The following is a 13,353-nucleotide window of genomic DNA, read 5'->3' on the forward strand; positions in this document are numbered from 1 at the left end:
CATTCGTAAACAACTCTTTCTGTTTGTTTGTTTAAAAAAGAGCCAATTTTTTGATGTACTAATTAACTATTCGATTAGTTGTGCTTTACCGTATATTTGAGCTAGAAATATTACTATGAGCTGGATTAAAGACCCCAAAGACCATAAGCCGCAGTTTAGCGCGCTCGAACTTCTTAAGTATGTAGGGCCAGGTTTGCTGGTAACCGTAGGTTTTATCGACCCAGGTAACTGGGCTTCTAACTTAGCCGCAGGTGCCGACTATGGTTACGCATTACTTTGGATGGTAACCTTGTCTACCATACTTCTAATAGTGCTACAGCATAATGTGGCACACCTTGGTATAGCAACCGGATTGTGCCTCTCTGAGGCTGCCAATAAGTATTTCAAACCACGAACGGCTAAAGCCTTTCTCGGTTCGGCTATGCTTGCTTCTATTTCCACCTCTCTAGCAGAAATACTAGGTGGCGCAATTGCCCTTAACATGCTTTTTTCTATTCCTATAAAGATTGGCGCATTGCTGGTGTTGGTATTTGTTCTGATTATGCTTTTTACCAATAGCTACCAGGTTATCGAAAGGTGGATTATCGCCTTTGTATCTATTATCGGGCTGTCGTTTATTTATGAGCTTTCGTTGGTTAATATCGATTGGGGGGCAGCTACTAAAGCTTGGGTTGTCCCTTCATTTCCTGAGGGATCTATGGTGATAATCATGAGCGTATTAGGCGCCGTTGTTATGCCGCATAATCTTTTTCTGCACTCGGAGGTGATCCAAAGCCGCCAATGGAATTTATCTGACGAAAAGGTTATAGAGAAGCAACTGAAGTACGAATTTTTTGATACGCTATTTTCGATGGTTATCGGTTGGGCTATTAATAGCGCGATGATACTGCTTGCCGCTGCCACCTTTTTTGCCGCAGGGCAAGGTGTTACAGAGCTACAGCAGGCCAAGAATTTGCTTGTTCCGCTAGTTGGTAGCAACGCTAGTAACATATTTGCAGTGGCGCTCCTCTTTGCAGGTATTGCTTCAACCATCACTTCTGGAATGGCGGCCGGTTCCATATTTGCAGGGATGTATAACGAACCCTACGACATCAAGGATTCGCATTCTAGAATTGGAGTTGCGCTATCGTTGGTGGCTGCTACGCTGCTTATCTTCATTATTGGCGATCCTTTTAGAGGATTAATTCTTTCGCAGATGTTTCTGAGCATGCAGCTGCCGTTTACAATATTTTTCCAAGCGAGGCTTACCTCGTCCGAAAAGGTGATGGGTAAGTATAAGAATTCGACGTCTACACGTATTCTCATTTACCTGCTGGGAACTATCGTTACTGTTTTAAATGTGATGCTGCTGGTAAGCTTCTTTGTGTAGAACCTTTAAGGATATTTCCTATATTGTGATCGACAAAAACTACTACCAATGAGAATACTACTAGCAGCCCTTGGACTGATGCTTACAGTATCGTTACAGGCGCAAACCCCCAATGCTCCTAAGCAGGGAATCGAAGAGCAGTCGTCGTTAGTTAACGTAGGCGACATGGCTCCCAACTTTACCTATACCGATGCCAGCGGTAAAACCGTTTCGCTTGCCGATCTAAAAGGCAAGACGGTACTTGTGAATTTTTGGGCAACATGGTGCGGCCCTTGTCGCATGGAGATGCCCCATCTTCAGAGTAAGGTTTGGGATAAGTACAAGGACAATCCCAACTTTGTGCTACTTTGCTTTGCCAGAGAGGAAGGAATGGATAAGGTAAAGTCCTTTAACGAAAAGTTTAAGTACACGTTGCCCTTCCTTTCCGATTTAAAGCGCGAGGTTTACGGTAAATTTGCTAAAAATAGCATTCCTCGAAACTTCATAATTGATGGAGAAGGGAAGGTAGCCTATGCGTCTATTGGCTACACGGAGGAGGAGTTTGCCGAAATGGTCAAATTTTTAGAAGAACGTTTAGGCAAGTAAAATAAGAGAAAAAGCCGCGAAACTATCGCGGCTTTTTTATTTAGAACTTCTGAAATCTGTGCTTACTCGAAAATGGAGGTGATTGGACGAGCTATCCAAGCCTGAGGTTGCTGCACTTTTAGCATGTAGGCTACTGTTGCGGCTACATCGTATACCATTGTGCTTTCTGGTATTTGGAAGTTTCTCTTTATTCCCTTACCAAAGAAAACGAGCGGGGTTTGCATTTCGTTCATCGATGTGCCGCCATGGCCTTTGTTTACGCCGCCATGATCGGCTACGACAACGATAACAGTTTCGTCCATGATGCCAGCCTCTTTAACGGCTGTGATAACCTTTCCGAGGTAGCTGTCTAGCACCGTTACTTTTGCCATGTATGCAGGGCTGCTCCATCCTATGCTGTGCCCTACGCCGTCGGGTTCGTGAAAAATGAGCGCGCAAAGGTTGGGCTTTTTCTCCTTAATGTAGGATACTCCAGAATTTAGAATGCCTTCAGGGTTGGCGTCGTTAGGTTCGGCATGAAGCTTATAGCTCATTGCTAGGGTGTCGACAACGTAGCGCATGCCGCCCCATTCGTACAGGTAGCCAATCTCTGCTGCCGCTGATTTCTCCCTATACAGATCAAATATTGCAGGAAATTGGCCGTTGCGGTTAGCAATAGGAGGTTGTACCTCTGGTTTTTGGGTTCCCCAGTTGGTGAATCCGTGGAGTTCGGGACCTGCCCCCTTAAACATGGAAGCCCAGTTGCAGGCGCTGGATGAAGGAAGTATGGAGCGCTGCTTTAGCGTGTACGATCCCTCTGACATAAGTTTGCGCAGGTTGGGCATATTGGCGCCATCGGTGATTGATCTTGCGCTAAGCCCATCAAATCCAACAATAATGACGTGCTTGGGCATTCCCTTTTTTGCGGCAGCCACTTGGCTTTCCGCAAGCAGGCATAGCGAGCATAGTGCCGCTGCTAGTAGATAGGTTGCTTTTCTCATGGTGTGTTAACTAAGGTTTGAGTAATTAACGCCATTTATGGCGTTGGTATGGCACAAATGTATCTATAAATAGCTGTTGGTATTTTTCAATTTGTAAAAAGACATACCGACTGGAAGGGTGTGTGGCAATTATTGCCGTGAAATTGGCTGTTGATACCTTTTTTTTGTTTATATCTTTTTAAATTAGATCAATACAAGTAAACAAAAGTTAACTTTGTTTAATAACAAGAAGGGAGGCGCATATGTATTCTGCTAAGGGTGAGCTTTTAGGTGTTCTTTTGATGGCCCATGCGCATTTTGGCGAAAATGGAAGAACGTGTATTTGTGATACATTTGAGCAAAATATATTAAACGTATGGACGATTCATTAAAACTTTATCACTATACAAAAGTTGATACGCTGCTTAGGTATATCCTTCCGGGTCTAAAGTTGAGGATGAACTCTCTTATTAACTCCAACGATCCGACAGAGCTGCTTCTTGCCGAGACTAAGGCTGGTAGCAATAGCGTTGGCGATCGTTTGCTGGATGTAAAAAGCCTGTCGTTTTGTGCCGACGGCGACGGCGCTACCTCTTTACGAGGCTATGAGATTCAGCCGATGTGGGTAAGCTGCGCCGAGTGTTGGGGTGGTGTGTGCCTCGAAATTGACTACTACAAGCTGATCGCAAATAACCTAAAAATTATTGGACGCCATAACGTGCGACATAAGCGTATGGTTTATGCCGATTCATCTCACAAGAGCGGTGAGATTCTCGAAAACTTTCTGCATATGAATGCCCGCCGTAAGTCGGTGGAACTTGACGAGTACGTGCAGTCGCTTCTCAATAACAGCAATTTTGTGGATGAGCGCTTCTTTACAAAAGATCGTTCGTGGAGCCACGAGCAGGAGTTCCGATTTATAGCTCTCGAAAATTACGACGAGGATGTTGTCTTTAATCTCGAAGGGGCTGTAACGGCCATCATATTGGGCTCGCGATTTAACGTGCAGCTCTACCCCATTATTCGCGATTTGGTAAAGGAGCATGGGATGGATCCGGACGTTATCCGCAAGGGGGCCATTGATGTAAAAGGGTGCATTAACGAGCTCGAAACCTACAAAAGCCACTATAGGGCAAACAAGGTTAGCGCCAAGAAGCAGAAAAAGAAGGAGCTCGACGAGGAAATCTTAAATTGTATTCGCGACGTCCAAAAGTCGCTGTTGAGGTAGCGGCCGCCAACCTAAAAGGGAAAATTTTCATTGCTTTTCTAGTGCAAAGCGTGTATGGTGCGCCTTTTATTCCTTTTTCACTGAGTACAAACAGCCTTTAGCTTCCTCTATACTGGTAGGAATACTACTACAGCTATGGGCATACTACAAAATATACTGGTACGAATGGCGGCCAAGGCAATGCTCCTTGCAGCCGTTGTTCTTACCGTCTCGTGCGCTAAGGAGGGCGATGGTTCCTCTAACAGGCTTGATGGCCTTTGGGTGATGCAGCATGCGGCAGATGGCGAGTCTGGCACCGTAAACTTGCTGCTTAAAGGTAGCACCTTTCAGCTCGAAACGCTTACCAAAGTTACCAACTCGGGTGTATTTAAGCAGGGCGAATGCATTAAAGGAGCGCTAACGGTTACCCCCGATAGCATGCTGCTGGAGTTTGCCGAGGTTATTTTTACCGATAGCAAAGGCTCTTTAGTGGTGGCAAGAAGGGGTGATGCCGTTTTTGCCGAGCTTGCCAAAAATCAGGCTATGCAGGCCGTGTTTGGTGTTGAGGTTACGGGTTCTCTGCTAACCCTTATCGAAATGGAAACGGGAGAGAGGACGGTGTTTAAGCGTCACAACCCGCTTAGTAAGCTTTTTCCGTAGCAGGTAGCTTAAGGTTTAACATCAACAAAAGCAGCAATGGTTAAGTCGGTAAAAGTGATGGTGGGAGTAAGCGTAGTGCTTACCTCGATGGTTGTTCTGGTGGGGCTGCTTGGCATCTACCAGCTTAACGGACCGCACAACGATATGTACGTGGAGGGCTCGTCGGTTGTTCCGGCCGATAAGGCGCTTCTTGTTGGGAGCTGGGTGGAGCCCAACCCAATCGACTCGTCGCAGGTGCAGGGGTTTACGCTTAACGAGGATGGTACCGCCTCCTCCATCAACATGGAGACCTTAAAGTACTCGAAGTGGTGGGTAGAGCCTGGTAAACTGGTGCTGGTATCCTCCAGTATAGGGAATGGTATTAGCTTTACGGATACGACGTCGTGCCCTATTATGCGGATGGGCAAGGGGACGCTCGATATAAAGTACGGTAATCTGAAAAGATCGTACCGAAGAAGGGAGTAGGAAACGGTTGGATTTGATCTTAAAAATAGGGCAGGCGGCAATGTATCGAGGCCTGCCCTTGAGCGATTCAAATTGTACCCTTCCTCCTAAGTCAAGGACTTGCTGTGGAGGGCTTTTTTATGATCTCGTATATCATCTTTTCTATCTCTTCCATCCGCTCTACGGGGAGCCCCTTTACGAGGTTCACCAGCCCAACGGCGGCCTGCTCGCGCCTAAGCGATAGCAGCGCATGGCCCGGCTCCAGCCCACGGTCGTGCTTCCATGGCGACCACTCCAGCAAATCGTTGGGCGTGCAGTTCAGCTCGCGGCAAATAACCTCCAAGTCGTACAGATCTAGCCGCTGTACGTTGCCCTTAAAAAGGTAGAAGGCCTTATTGTGCTTAAATCCCATCCTTTTTAGCTCGGTGAACGAGCTGGTGATGCCTTTAATAACGAGCGCTCGCGGGATGTTTAGCTTTAGCATGTCGTTACTGTTTTGAGGTTTGTAACGCCAAGTTAGCTATTTTTTTGAATAGTTGCCTGCTTTTTGTTTGCAAAAATTTTGTGGGGTGCAAAGCAGCCTGCTGCTGCCCTTTTCGTCGGTTTTTAAGGTGGGATATGGACGCTTTGGGGCGAATCCATCTCTCCATATGCGCTGTGGAGCCAATCATCTCAAAAAGGTAGCGCCAGCAGGCGGATGCAAGGTTCTTTAGTACCATTTGCTGGTATTAATCTGTTCATTTATGGAATTCCATCTCACCTGCTGGTAGTCCTCCTGTCATTCATGGAATACCATTTTACAGGGAGGTAGTCATCTGGCCATTCATGGAATACCATTTCTCCGGAAGGTAGTCATTGGGTCATTCATGGAATACCATTTTACTGGGAAGTAGTCCTCTGGTCATTTATGGAATACCATTTCATTTGATGGTAGTCCTCTGGTCATTCATGGTACAATTGCTTTTTGGGAGGGCATGTATGGGGCTGGGTGAAGTCTGGTTTTTATCGGCGAGTATTTGTACTGTGTAGTACAAAAGAAGGGCAAGCATGTTGCATGCTTGCCCTTTGTATGTTTGTTAGCCGGTAGGCTAGCGGGTTGCTACCATTCGGTTTTACGCATGTCGCCGCTCTTGGCAAACTCCACGTGCATGTTGAAAGCCGAAGCCAACGAGTGTGGGGTATGTGCGGTACCACCCTTCTTAACGTAATCCCAAAGCAGCTGCTTGTAGTCGGGGTGTACGCAGTTTTCGATGATGGTTTGTGCGCGTTCGCATGGCGACTTTCCACGAAGGTCGGCAACTCCCTGCTCGGTGATAAGAACCTTAACCGAGTGCTCGCTATGGTCGTGGTGGCTAACCAGCGGAACGATGGTAGAGATGGCGCCTCCCTTGGCTGTTGATGGGCAGGTATAGATCGAGAAGAAGGCGTTACGGGTAAAGTCGCCTGATCCTCCAATACCGTTCATCATCTTAGAGCCAAGAACGTGGGTGCTGTTGATGTTTCCGAAGATGTCGGCCTCCAATGCGGTGTTGATGGTAATCAAACCTAGGCGGCGGGCAACCTCAGGGTTGTTTGATATTTCTTGTGGACGAAGGATAAGCTTATCCTTAAAGAAGTCCATGTTGGCGTAGATGTCGTTTAGCACATCGTTGGTAACCGTTAGCGAGCAGCCGCTGGCAAACGATACGTTGCCTTGCTTCATTAGGCCGATAACGGCATCCTGAATCACCTCGGTGTACATGCTAAAGGCGGGGATGTCTGGGTTGGCGCCAAGCGATCCAAGTACTGCGTTGGCAATGTTACCTACACCCGACTGGATTGGAAGGAACTCCTTAGGAATGGTTCCGTTCTTAATTTGTGCAGCAAGGAACTCTGCTACGTTGTCGCCAATCTTAGCGGTTGTTGGGTCTACAGGAGCAAATCCGCCCACTTCGTCGGCAGCGTTGGTTTCCACGATCCCTACAATCTTGCTTGGGTCAACTTTTAGGTATGGCGATCCGGCACGATCCTTTACGGTGTAGATTGGAATCTCGCGACGGTAAGGTGGATCTAGCGGCTCGTAGATGTCGTGCATGCCCAAAAGGGTCTTTGGGTGGCGGCTGTTAAGCTCAATAATGATAACATCAGCAAGGTTGGCAATGGTTGGGGTGATACCAACGCCAGAGGTTAGTAGGATTTCTCCGTTATCGGTAACATCGGCCGCTTCGATGATGGCCACCTTTACCTTACCAAGAAATCCGTAACGAAGCTCCTGTGGTAGCTGAGAAAGGTGCATGTCGAAGTATTGAGCCTGTCCCTTGTTTAGCGACGAGCGAAGGTCGCCGTTAGACTGGTAAGGGGTGCGGAAAAGAACGGCGTTAGCACGGGCTAGCTCTCCGTCTAGCGAGTCGCCAGTAGAAGCACCTGTTACTACTCCAATCTTAAATTCGTTACCCTTAGCATGCTCTTCGCGAGCTTTTGCTGCAATTGCACCAGGAACTACCTTTGGCGCACCTGCTGGTGTAAATCCACTAAAACCAACAATATCGCCGTTGTTCACAAATGATGCGGCCTCTTCTGCAGAGATCAACTTATAGCGCATATATCTAAAATTTTAAGTACTCTTTCTTCTTTGAGCGTACGAAAGTAAAGCTTTTTACATTCCGATGTACTCCGTTTTTTTGGTTATAAAACATATCCAGCTATTTATAACAGCGAATCGGGGTTAATGGGGGGCTGGCTTTTGGAGATGACTGGTTTAAAGACAATGCGGTAGGGGCAAAATCGATGTGCTTGTGCTAGCACTTGCACGAATCTGGAAAGGGAAAAACAAAGCCCCCAGTAGTTCTGGAGGCTTTGTTGGCTGTTGGATGTGTGTGCAATATTGCAGTATAGTTAGAAGATAAATTCAGATAAGGGGCCCACTGGCTGCTGTGGTGTTGGAATAGCTGCTTGGCCAGTGGGCGGAGATTGGGAACTAAAGGGTAAATTTTAAACCTGCTTGGATAAATATTGTGCGCTGTTTGCCTAGATCGATGGCTTTAATGTCTTTTTGTACGTTGGTTAGCGACCACTCGTACGATGCTTCGGCAAAGAATTTCCATACGTCGACACCGATACCAGCCTGTGCGCCCCAGTTCATGCGGGTCAAATCAGACTTGTTGACATCCTTTCCTGTTGATAGCACGTAGTATCCCGAGCCACCTCCAAATGCGCGTACTCCTAGGAATGATTGGGTATCGCCAATAACGTAGGCACCTACAGTTAGCGGAACTCTGATTCCTTTAATTAGGGCGTCCCTGTTGATTTTATTAGTGCCGTCAGAAGTCGAAAATTCGGTGTTTTTTACGCTGTAAAAAACGCCAGACTCTACGTAGTAGCGGCTTCCGTAAGTGATGGCAGCACCCGCTTGATATCCAACTTTTGCCTTGCTCGATGTTCCTTTAGAATCTTTCGAGAAGTCGGTGATGCTGATACCTGCGGTAGGCTTAACTGTAAGCTGTGCTTGGCTAGCGGCGGCAAAACCTAGTACTGCAGCTAGCGATAAAATAAATTTGCGTTTCATGTTGAATTGGGTTTGGTTATTAAAATTTCGTTGTCCCACCTGTGTGGGTGTTCTTTTTGTTGTCCTATACTATCAAGAGGCGGTACAGCGGTTTTGTACTCGACGAAAAATGTGAAAAAATGTAAATTGAATGGAGGCGGTTATTTCTCAGCCGTTTTAGGATATAAAAAAAGCTGCCTCATAACCATGAGGCAGCTTTTGCTGTGCTTTATTTTCTACTAAAAGAAGCCATCGTCGTCTTCTTTCTCGGGTTGTACTGGTGTGTTGGCACAATCGAACGACACATCTGGCATTACTGATGGTTTTTCGAAGTAGAGGTTTGGCTTTACGGCTAGCGACGGATCGGCAAAAACCTTCTTTAGGAAGTTTGCAAATACGGGCATGGCCACGGCCGCACCCTCGCCTCGGTTGGTAAGGTGGATGGAGCGCTCTTCGCCACCAACCCATGTTCCTGCTACCAATTTTGGAGTTATTCCAATAAACCAGCCGTCGGAGTTGTTGTTCGTTGTTCCTGTCTTTCCAGCAACTTCGCCCCTAATACCGTACTGGTAGCCCAACTTAGCGGCGGTTCCTTTCGAAACAACACCCTTTAGCATTTCGATCATGGTGTAGGCCGTTTGATCGTTTATTGCTTCGTTCTTTTGAGGAGCAAACGAGGCCAGCGTGTTTCCGTGCTTATCCTCTATTCGAAGAACGGCTATAGGATCTACGTGTACCCCTTTATTTACAAATGTTCCGTAGGCGCTAACCATTTCTAGCAGCGTAATGTCTGATGGGCCAAGGCAGATTGATACAACAGGATCTAATACGCTTTTGATACCCATCTTATGCGCCAAATCAACGACGGCCTGTGGCGAGTACTGCTTCATTAGGTAGGCCGAGATGTTGTTTATGGAGTTGGCCAATCCAAACTTAAGGGTTACCATTTTTCCATTATAGGGCTCCAAGTATTTTGCACTTGCGTTTTTAGGGGTCCAAGGCTCCTGTCCTGGTCCCATGTCAAAGGTCACAGGAATGTTTGGTGCCTGATCGCAGGGTTTCATGCCCTCCTGCATGGCAAGCGTATACAGGAATGGTTTAAATGTCGAACCAACCTGACGCTTTCCTTGGTAAACCTGATCGTACTTGAAGTTTACAAAATCGACACCTCCAACCCACGCTTTTAGATTTCCGGTTTGAGGCTCTATGGCTACGAAGCTTGCACGAAGGAATCGCTTGTAGTATTTGATAGAGTCCATAGGTGTCATAACCGTATCCACATCCCCTTTGTAGCTGAATATGGTCATATCGGTGGGTGTGTTGAAGCTTTTGGTTATCTGCTCCTGCGATGCTCCGGCATTACGTAGGTTACGGTAGCGGTCGGTTTGCTTCATCGCATTTTCGAGCAGCTGCTTCACTTTTTCATTGTTAATGTCGCTGGAGTAAATGCGGTAGTTCATGCGTTTTTGCTGCGCATCAAAATCTTTTTGAACTACATTGGCCATATGCTCCTTGAGTGCCTCTTCGGCATACTTTTGCATTTTGGCATTAATTGTAGTGTAAATCTTTAGGCCATCTTTGTATAGGTTGTAGGGCGTACCATCTTGCTTTAGATTTTTGTTGCACCAGCCATACAGAGGGTCTGTTTCCCATCTGATGGAGTCTTGGCGGTACATATCCTTGTCAAAGTAGTTGTCTACATCTGGTTTTTTGGCGGTAAGGATAATACGGAGCATTTCGCGGAAGTATGGTGCGATGCCACCCGTGTTATCCATTGGACTAAATTTAAGCTTTATAGGAAGCGCGGCTAGCGAGTCGTACTGCTCTCGGGTAAGCAGGTCATTGCTGTACATTTTATCTAGCACGAAGTTGCGCTTGGCGGTTGCCCTTTCATTATGCCGTACGGGATTGTACCGGCTTGGTGCATTTAGCAATCCAACCAGTAACGCCGATTCCTCGACAGTTAAGTCGGCAGGAGTTTTGTCGAAGTAGATCTTGGCAGCGGTTTTAACGCCCCAGGCATTATTGCCAAAGGGTACCATATTAAAGTACATTGCTAAGATTTCCTCTTTGGTGTAGTTGCGTTCGAGTTTTACTGCGGTAATCCACTCCTTAAACTTGGTTATAACGAGGTTGGCCTTGCTCAATATTCCCGAATGGATTGATGTATCGCGAGGGAAAAGCTGCTTAGCCAGCTGCTGGCTAACGGTACTACCTCCTCCTGCGCTTTCATCGCCCATTATTATGGTTTTTACAAACACGCGGCTTAGACCTCGGAAGTCGATGCCCGAGTGCTTGTAAAATCGAATATCTTCGGTGGAGATTAGAGCTCCAACAAGATTGGGCGAAATTTCGTCGTAGCTAACAAATGAACGATTTTGCACGTAAAACGTTCCTAAGAGTTGTCCATCGTCCGCAATAATTTCTGTTGCCAGATTGCTGGAGGGGTTTTCTAGCTGCTCAAAAGTGGGCAGAGGCCCAAAGGCTCCTAGCCCTATGAGGGTGAAAATTAGCACCAGTAGTGCTACAGGGGCGAGGAATATACCCCAAAACCAAATCAGGAATTTATGCCTAAGCTCTTTATTTTTGCTCATGGTCTATATTTTACGTCGACGACAAAGGTATAAATCTATAGTTTTAAATTCTCAAGGCAAAATTATATTTGCGAGCATAAATTTTGAATAGTTATGCTTGCAATCACTAATTTAACAAAATCTTCTCTTTTAAATCTTAAACTTAACGCAATGCTACATGCTGATTTTCGTGTAAGGCTACAAGCACGAAAATGTACAGATAAGTGTACAGTTGTAATATACCTAAAGCTCACGAAAGGAGTTAGTTACAGGTTGTTAACTACGGGGGTGCATTGCCTAAAGAGCGAGTTTAATAGCAAGAAGCAAATTATTTCGAATCCTACATTAAATCAACAAGTTCAGCTACAGGTTAACGAGGCAATTGCTGTTTGCAATTTGCTTGTACTTCAAAAAAAAACATTTGCGCTCGACGACATTGTTCGAATCTTAAGACCTGTAGCAGATGTTTATACGTTTTCTGATGCTGTTGAAGACTATCTTCAGCATAAATCAAAAAAAATCAAAGCATCGTCTTTTGCCGTAATTCAATCCTCGCTACGCACATTTATTCGCAAGTTGGAGGTAAGGAATAGCGATATAGGTGCAATGTCTGTTAGGCTGTTGGAGGACAAATTGAATAAAATTTGTCACACGTTTGCTAATAACACGCTTCGAGGGAGATTGATAATGCTCAATGCAGCCTTGGAAAAGGCGCTACGGGCGGGCAAGATTGAAAAAAATCCAATGTCCTACATCTCTTACGAGGATTATAAAAACGAGGCTGAATTTAGGGTGAAAAACATCCCATCGATTGTCGACATTTTAAATTGCAATAAGGCTAGTAACGTCTTATTGCAGGATGCTGCTAAATTTCAAAGTTCGACCGCCTTGTCATATTCGGACATGATCCTGTTGGATGAAAGTGATTTTTTGCAGGTTGATGACATGTATTTGATATCAAGTAAGCGTAAAAAGACAGGCAAGAGCTTTTTAATACCAATCGACATTGCGACTAAGGCGTTATTTGATAAGCATAAAGGTTTTTCAGAATTGAAGTATAGGCGTTATTACGATTACTTGAAAGATACTTACAACGTAGGGACGCACGCACTACGTCACGCGAAGGCACAGGAATTGCTATGTAGAGGGTTGCCAATTGAGGCTTTGGCGCGTGTTTTGGGGCATTCAAGCACTCAAATGACACTGAAGTACGCTCCGTTGCATTTGAGAGGCTTTACGAGTGGTGAAATGGAATTATTTAAAAAGGATGTAAAATAAAAAAAGGGGTGTCTAGGACGCCCCTTTTCATTTTAATACGAATACATCAGTATGTTTGCTTTGCAGCCTGGATATCTTACAAAAGCTTCGGATTGAATGATAAAAAAATTAGATTCTTTTGTGTATCCGACAGGATAACCATAAAAATCTCCTCCAGTAGATTCCGCTTCGAGCGTTATGTGTACCATGTATTCATATGAATTTAATGAGTGATCGATACGTATTCCGTCAGCACCCCAAGACCCACTCCCTTTTATGATTCCTTTTTTGTAAATGATGGTACCTCGCGAACTTTCAATTAATGCGCTACCTAAAAAAGGCATAGAGTTGCTTTTTAGTGCATAAATGTCATGGTCGTGATTAATGTTAGCCTTCTCTGCGAGCTTGTTAATGATAGTTGTTGCAAAGTTTGGGTCATTCCCAATAGCCGTTGCAAGTTCCTTTAAAGTGTCTAACGCTGAAGGAGACGAGGCTACTAGTTCTGCTATTTTATCAGCAATCTTTTGCCTTACATATTCCGTCGTTGCAAAATCAGCAGGATTGCTAGCGTTATAGGGTGTGTAACCTAAAGCTGCAGTAATCATAGCCTGGTTGATTCCTGTTAGAAAATTCCCAAAATTTCCTAGGTCGTTGGCAAACTGGCTGAGTTTTGAAGGCCGATTCCCGATGGACTCCCAGATGTGAGCATGCTCGGCATTTGCCTTGCCTGCTATCAAGTTGACAACGGTTGTTGCAAAATTTGGATCGTTTCCAAT

General features: G+C 45.5%; 11 protein-coding genes and 1 pseudogene. 6 read left to right on the forward strand and 6 right to left on the reverse strand.

The genetic code is table 11. The annotated features are described in order from the left end of the window. Positions 1–115 precede the first annotated feature (115 nt). Positions 116–1,369: an Nramp family divalent metal transporter gene (locus L990_RS18575; protein ID WP_047452495.1), complete on the forward strand. Its 1,254-nt coding sequence runs from the start codon at positions 116–118 to the stop codon at positions 1,367–1,369. Positions 1,370–1,417: 48 nt separating this feature from the next. Continuing rightward, complete coding sequence (locus L990_RS18580) at positions 1,418–1,954, forward strand: TlpA family protein disulfide reductase (RefSeq protein WP_047452497.1); 537 nt, start codon at positions 1,418–1,420, stop codon at positions 1,952–1,954. A gap of 62 nt (positions 1,955–2,016) precedes the next feature. Here L990_RS18580 and L990_RS18585 read toward each other — a convergent pair whose 3' ends face one another. Continuing rightward, on the reverse strand, positions 2,017–2,934 hold the full coding sequence (locus tag L990_RS18585) for an alkaline phosphatase (RefSeq protein ID WP_047452499.1): 918 nt from the start codon (positions 2,932–2,934) through the stop codon (positions 2,017–2,019). 355 nt (positions 2,935–3,289) lie between these two features. On the opposite strand from L990_RS18585, the gene L990_RS18590 reads away from it, so the two are divergent. The 3 genes from L990_RS18590 to L990_RS18600 all read left to right on the forward strand — a co-directional run bounded on the left by L990_RS18590 (position 3,290) and on the right by L990_RS18600 (position 5,245). Then, positions 3,290–4,141 (forward strand): DUF2971 domain-containing protein, encoded by an 852-nt coding sequence (locus L990_RS18590; RefSeq protein WP_047452501.1) that lies wholly within the window; start codon positions 3,290–3,292, stop codon positions 4,139–4,141. 135 nt (positions 4,142–4,276) lie between these two features. After that, complete coding sequence (locus L990_RS18595) at positions 4,277–4,780, forward strand: hypothetical protein (protein ID WP_047452503.1); 504 nt, start codon at positions 4,277–4,279, stop codon at positions 4,778–4,780. Positions 4,781–4,816: 36 nt separating this feature from the next. Next, on the forward strand, positions 4,817–5,245 hold the full coding sequence (locus tag L990_RS18600) for a lipocalin family protein (protein WP_052181164.1): 429 nt from the start codon (positions 4,817–4,819) through the stop codon (positions 5,243–5,245). Between the two features lie 91 nt (positions 5,246–5,336). On the opposite strand, the gene L990_RS18605 is transcribed toward L990_RS18600, so the two are convergent. The 4 genes from L990_RS18605 to L990_RS18625 form a co-directional block, all read right to left on the reverse strand. Beyond that, positions 5,337–5,708, reverse strand: coding sequence for a helix-turn-helix domain-containing protein (locus L990_RS18605; RefSeq protein WP_047452504.1), 372 nt, complete (start codon positions 5,706–5,708; stop codon positions 5,337–5,339). A 615-nt stretch (positions 5,709–6,323) separates the two neighbouring features. Then, positions 6,324–7,805 (reverse strand): acetyl-CoA hydrolase/transferase family protein, encoded by a 1,482-nt coding sequence (locus tag L990_RS18615; RefSeq protein WP_047452508.1) that lies wholly within the window; start codon positions 7,803–7,805, stop codon positions 6,324–6,326. Between the two features lie 375 nt (positions 7,806–8,180). Beyond that, positions 8,181–8,768, reverse strand: a complete 588-nt coding sequence (locus L990_RS18620) for an outer membrane beta-barrel protein (RefSeq protein WP_047452510.1) — start codon at positions 8,766–8,768, stop codon at positions 8,181–8,183. Between the two features lie 218 nt (positions 8,769–8,986). Continuing rightward, complete coding sequence (locus L990_RS18625) at positions 8,987–11,341, reverse strand: penicillin-binding protein 1A (RefSeq protein ID WP_047452512.1); 2,355 nt, start codon at positions 11,339–11,341, stop codon at positions 8,987–8,989. Positions 11,342–11,491: 150 nt separating this feature from the next. Between L990_RS18625 and L990_RS18630 the strand changes: the two genes are divergently transcribed. Then, positions 11,492–12,598 (forward strand): tyrosine-type recombinase/integrase, encoded by a 1,107-nt coding sequence (locus L990_RS18630; RefSeq protein ID WP_231562307.1) that lies wholly within the window; start codon positions 11,492–11,494, stop codon positions 12,596–12,598. Positions 12,599–12,630: 32 nt separating this feature from the next. On the opposite strand, the pseudogene L990_RS20285 reads toward L990_RS18630, so the two are convergent. Then, a pseudogene (locus L990_RS20285) lies at positions 12,631–13,353 on the reverse strand (hypothetical protein); the annotation flags it as partial.

The organism is Alistipes sp. ZOR0009, from assembly GCF_000798815.1.
Classification (GTDB): domain Bacteria; phylum Bacteroidota; class Bacteroidia; order Bacteroidales; family ZOR0009; genus Acetobacteroides.

Excerpts from the sequence above, each read along its gene's own strand:
- L990_RS18575 (WP_047452495.1), top strand. The coding sequence starts at position 116 with ATGAGCTGGATTAAAGACCCCAAAGACCATAAGCCGCAGTTTAGCGCG.
- L990_RS18580 (WP_047452497.1), top strand. The coding sequence starts at position 1,418 with ATGAGAATACTACTAGCAGCCCTTGGACTGATGCTTACAGTATCGTTA.
- L990_RS18585 (WP_047452499.1), bottom strand. The coding sequence starts at position 2,934 with ATGAGAAAAGCAACCTATCTACTAGCAGCGGCACTATGCTCGCTATGC.
- L990_RS18590 (WP_047452501.1), top strand. The coding sequence starts at position 3,290 with ATGGACGATTCATTAAAACTTTATCACTATACAAAAGTTGATACGCTG.
- L990_RS18595 (WP_047452503.1), top strand. The coding sequence starts at position 4,277 with ATGGGCATACTACAAAATATACTGGTACGAATGGCGGCCAAGGCAATG.
- L990_RS18600 (WP_052181164.1), top strand. The coding sequence starts at position 4,817 with ATGGTTAAGTCGGTAAAAGTGATGGTGGGAGTAAGCGTAGTGCTTACC.
- L990_RS18605 (WP_047452504.1), bottom strand. The coding sequence starts at position 5,708 with ATGCTAAAGCTAAACATCCCGCGAGCGCTCGTTATTAAAGGCATCACC.
- L990_RS18615 (WP_047452508.1), bottom strand. The coding sequence starts at position 7,805 with ATGCGCTATAAGTTGATCTCTGCAGAAGAGGCCGCATCATTTGTGAAC.
- L990_RS18620 (WP_047452510.1), bottom strand. The coding sequence starts at position 8,768 with ATGAAACGCAAATTTATTTTATCGCTAGCTGCAGTACTAGGTTTTGCC.
- L990_RS18625 (WP_047452512.1), bottom strand. The coding sequence starts at position 11,341 with ATGAGCAAAAATAAAGAGCTTAGGCATAAATTCCTGATTTGGTTTTGG.
- L990_RS18630 (WP_231562307.1), top strand. The coding sequence starts at position 11,492 with ATGCTACATGCTGATTTTCGTGTAAGGCTACAAGCACGAAAATGTACA.